General features: G+C 76.7%; 3 protein-coding genes. 2 read left to right on the plus strand and 1 reads right to left on the minus strand.

The window, feature by feature from the left end; genetic code table 11:
* The coding region (locus HCN52_RS22085; protein ID WP_168090200.1) for a PQQ-binding-like beta-propeller repeat protein at window positions 1-1,358 on the plus strand (1,358 nt) is incomplete at its 5' end.
* 133 nt (window positions 1,359-1,491) lie between these two features.
* On the opposite strand, the gene HCN52_RS22090 is transcribed toward HCN52_RS22085, so the two are convergent.
* Entirely contained in the window at window positions 1,492-2,325 is an 834-nt protein-coding gene (locus HCN52_RS22090) for a hypothetical protein (RefSeq protein ID WP_209314850.1), read from the minus strand.
* Window positions 2,326-2,449: 124 nt separating this feature from the next.
* Between HCN52_RS22090 and HCN52_RS22095 the strand changes: the two genes are divergently transcribed.
* Window positions 2,450-4,516, plus strand: coding sequence for an endonuclease/exonuclease/phosphatase family protein (locus HCN52_RS22095; protein ID WP_168090201.1), 2,067 nt, complete (start codon window positions 2,450-2,452; stop codon window positions 4,514-4,516).
* Window positions 4,517-4,554 lie beyond the last annotated feature (38 nt).

The raw sequence follows: 4,554 nt of genomic DNA on the forward strand, positions 1-4,554 counted from the left end.
GAGACGTCGTTGACCATGACGGCGTCCGCCGTGGGGCGGTAGCTCTCGCTCCCGGGCGTCAGCAGCGCGGGTCGCTCCACGCCGCCCCGCAGCGGGCGCTCGCCACCCCGCCGCCGTCCGCGGCCGCGCCGCTGCACGCCGCCGGCGGTACCGTCGCGCCCCCGCACCGCCCCGCGTCGCTGCCCGCCGGACAGACCGCCGACACCCCCGCCGCCGCCCCCGCCCAGTGGCGGCCGTGGCGGTTCCGGATGTCGAACGACCTCTGGGGTTCACCCGTCGTGCGGGGCCCCCTGCTGTACGTCACCTCCTTCGAGGTGCACGCGCTCGACGTCACCTCCGGCCGCCGCCACTTCAAGACCCGCGAGGTCGCGTGGTCGATGGCGGTCACCGGCGGCCGGGTCATCGCCTCCGACGGGCCCAGCCTCTACGCCCTGGACTCCACCGACGGGGGCGACCGCTGGCGGGTTCCGGCAGAGGGCTGGATCCACGCGCTGCGGGCGGAGCGCGGCACGGTCGTCACCGCGACCCGCGGTGGCGGCGTGCAGGCGTGGGAGGCGGCCAACGGCGAACGGCTCTGGTCCACCGGCGGCGCCCAGTCGGACATCGAGTCGCCCGACGCCGGCCCCGTCATCGAGGGCGGGGTCGTCTACTTCTGGGGCGAGGGCCACGTCCGCGCCCTGGAGGCACGCACCGGCCGCGAGCTGTGGCGCCACCACGTGGGGGACGCCGCGGCCACCGGCGGGGTCCCGGTCCGGGTCCGGCCCGGCCCCGAGGGGACGGTGCACGTCGCCGCGGGCGCACGGGTGCTCGCCCTGGACGGGGCCGACGGCACCCTGCGCTGGCACTTCGACGCCCCGGCCGCCGTGCTCTGCTCGCCCACCGCCGTCGGCGGGCACTCCGGCTCCGCCGGCGTGTACTTCGCCGACTACCTCGGCACCGTCTACGCGCTCGACCCCCACGGCGAGGAGCGGTGGCGGTTGCCGACCGAACCGCGGCAGTCCGCGGATCCGGTCCTGGTCGCGGACGGCTTGGTCCACCTCGGCAGCGGCAGCGCGATGTACACGCTGGACGCGGTCAGCGGCACGCCGCGCTGGCGGTTCGGCGCCGGGGGGCCGCTGGTCGGCTCGCCGGTGGTGGCCGACGGCCGCGTCCACTTCGGGTCGGAGGACCGCTGCCTGTACACCGTCGACGCGGTGAGCGGGCGGCTGACCTGGAAGCTGGAGACCGGCGGCGCGATCACCGGGAGTCCGGCGGCGGCCAACGGCATGGTCTTCGCCTGCTCCGCCGACCACTGCGTCTACGCCCTCGACGCTGCCCGCGGTACCCGCATCGCCGCCCCGCCCCCGTCCGAGGGCTGACAGCGCGGCTCCCGCCCGAGGGCTGACAGCGCGTCGTCGCCCCGGCACGGACGGGGGCTCCGGGAAGCTCTCCCGCTTCCCGGAGCCCCCTCGCGCCCGGGCCCCTCCTGCTCCCAAGGGCGGGCCCGGTGGTTCAGGCGGCGTCCCGCCCGCCGTGGCGCCGCTCCTCGTCATCCCGGCGGCGGGCATCGCCCCAGCTGCCTCCGCGGCCGGTGTGCCAGGGCCCGTCGACCACCGTCTCCTCGTCCGCCGCGGTGCGGTCCCCGCCGCCGGTCCCGCGGTCGGGCGGCGGCGCGGCCGGCGGGCCGGGGTCCGGCGGCCGGTTGTGCTGCGGGTCGTGGCGCGGGTCGTACGGGTCGACCGTCCGGCCCGGCGCGTACGGGTCGTGGGAGGCGCGCGGGTAGTGGTCGTACCGCTGCTCCGCGGCGCGGTCCCGGTCGCCCACCCGGTCGTCGTCGTACCGCTCGTCGTCGTGGCGGTCCCCGTCGTCCACGGGCACCGGCCGGTCTCCTCGGCCGCGGACGTCGTGACGGTGCCTGCCGTGCACGGCCGCCGGATGCCTGCCCGCCATCAGCGCGGAACCGACCAGCAGCAGCGCACCGCCGACCAGCGCTCCGACGGCGCCCCACTGCATCCCGTTGCCGCCGACGACCAGGGCGTCGGCGAGCTGGTACTGCCGCACCATCCACAGCACGGTGATGCCCAGCGCCACCACACCGGCCAGCGCCACCAGCAGCCGCGACCGCAGCACCACCCCGAGCACGGTGAGCACCGCCACCGCCAGCATCACCAGGAAGATGCCCGCGAACAGGTCGGCCCGGGTGTCGGTGATCCCGCCCGAGGTGAACAGCTCCTGGAGCCGGAAGTCCCTCCCCGCGCGTCCGTCGTACCAGTCCCGGAAGGGGCTGATGATGGCGATCGCCGCCCCCACGACGGCGAGCACGGCCCCCAGCACGTTACGCAACATGGCCTGCCTCCAAGGGAGTGCGTCGTGCTCACGACGCTACGCCGGAGCCCGGGGGCCCGCATGCGGGGCGTGTTGCGCACCGTGGCTGTTCGGCGGCGACACCGCCGTACTAGCCTCGGCGATCATGCCGCTGCCGTCTTCTTCCTCCGCCGCGTCGCCTGCGCGACGCCCCCCGTCCGAGGCCGGGACCGCCGCCCCGGACGCCGCCGAGCCCGGCCGGGACCCCGGCGAGCCCACCGCCGCCGGGGCCGCCGAGGCGCCCGACGCCCCCGAGGACGGCCGGCCCGCGCTGTCCACAGCCGGGGTGCTGCCGGTCCGGCACCGGTGGCCGTGGCCCGGTGCCGCGCCGCTGACCAGCGTGCTGGTGGTCCTCACCACCATCGCCGCGCTGGAGATGCTGCGGGCGGCCGGCCCGCTGCTGGACGGGGTCGCCGTCCGCCACGGTGTGCCCTGGGCCGCCCTGACCGCGGTGGTGGCCTTCGGCGCCGCCGCGTTGGCGGGCCCCCTGACATGGTGGGTCGGCTCCCGGGAGGCGGTGCTGCTGTCGGTCTGCGGCCTCGCGGTGCTCCGGCTGGTGGTACAGGTCCCGGCAGCACGGGGACTGGTGACCGTCTCGGCCGCGGTCGCGGCGGCGCTGATCGCGCTGCTGCTGGTGCTGCGCGCCGCACTCGGCACCCAGGACGGACCCGCCTGGGTGGCCCGGGCTGTCGCGCTCGGTGTGGCGATAGACCTGGCGGTGCGGCTGCCGCTGGACCTGTGGGACCCGGTCTGGCGCGGCGGACCGATCGGCTGGTCGGTGGCGCTGCTGCTGGCGCTCGCGCTGGCGGGCGCCGCGTGGGCGCGCTACCGCGAGAACGCCTCGGTCCCGATGCCGGTCACCGCGCAGCTCGCCGTGGCCGGGCCGGTGCTCGCGCTGCTCGGTGTCTTCCTCGCCTCGCCCGCCTTCCTGGCGTCGCAGGGTGGTATGACGCAGGCCTCGGCCGGCATGTGGATCGCAGGCGGTGTCCTGCTGGGGATCGCGGGGCTCTCCCTGCCGCGGCTCCCGGTCGCCGGCCCGGTGGCCGCTGTGGCGCTGCCGTCGGCCGTGCTGCTCCTGCTGGTCGCCCCCGCGCCGCTCGCCGGGCCGCTGACGCTGCTGGCGCTCGCGCTGCTGCCGCTGCTGCTGACGCGGGCCGTCACGCTGCGGGAGGAGGGCCGGCGCCGCACCGCGCTGCTGGGGATGACCCTCGCGGGCCTGGGCTGCGGACTGGGGTACGTCGCGGTCGTCCTGCCGTACCAGGCCCACTACGAGATGCCGATGCCGGTGCCCAACGTGGTGTTCCCGGTGCTGGGCGCCGCCGTGGTGGGATGGGCCGCCTGGACGGCGAGTCCGCCGGCGCGTCCGGCGCGGGCCGTGGCGCCGCTGCTGACCGCCGGTGTGCTCTTCGCGATGCCGCCGCTCAGCGGGGCGCTCTCCCCGGCGCCGCACCCGTTGCCCACCGACACGGCGGACGGCTCGTACCGGCTGCTGTCGTGGAACGTGCACTACGCGGTCGACCGCGACGCCGAACTGGTCCCGGAGAAGATCCTCTCCGTCATCCGCGACTCCGGGGCACACGTGGTGGTGCTCCAGGAGGTCCCCCGCGGCTGGCCCGTCGCGGGCGGTACCGACCTGCTGGCCTGGCTGGAGAACCGGCTCGACGTCACCGCCGTGTGGGCGCCGGCGGCGGACCGGCAGTTCGGCAACGTCATCCTCACCAGCCTGCCGGTGACCGAGTCCGTGAGCCGCTCCCTCCCGCAGGCCGGCGGCACCATGGGGCGCTCGCTGGCGGTGGCGGAGATCGAACTCGCGGACGGCCTCACCACCCGGGTCGCCACCACCCACCTCCAGCACGACGACGCGCGCGAGACGCGGCTGACCCAGCTCGCGACGGTCCTGGCGGACCACCGCGAGGCACCGTTCTCGGTGCTGGCCGGCGACTTCAACGCCGAGCCCGGCTCGACGGAGATCGACACGGTGCTGGACGCCGGGTTCCGCAGCGCCCAGGACGAAGCGGGCGACCCGGAGGCGTTCACCGCGCCGACGCACGACCCCGCGCACCGTATCGACTGGGTCTTCGGCAGCGAGGGCGCCGACTTCGACGCGTTCACCGTGCAGGACTCCACCGCCTCCGACCACGCCCCGCTGACGGTCACCGTCATCCAGCGCTGATCCGCGGGCGGCCGTGCGGCACCCGGCGGGTGCCGCAC

Origin of the sequence: Streptomyces bohaiensis, from assembly GCF_012033785.1 — a bacterium.
Taxonomy (GTDB): domain Bacteria; phylum Actinomycetota; class Actinomycetes; order Streptomycetales; family Streptomycetaceae; genus Streptomyces; species Streptomyces bohaiensis.

Coding starts and splice junctions, on each gene's coding strand:
- HCN52_RS22090 (WP_209314850.1), bottom strand. CDS start 2,325: ATGTTGCGTAACGTGCTGGGGGCCGTGCTCGCCGTCGTGGGGGCGGCG.
- HCN52_RS22095 (WP_168090201.1), top strand. CDS start 2,450: ATGCCGCTGCCGTCTTCTTCCTCCGCCGCGTCGCCTGCGCGACGCCCC.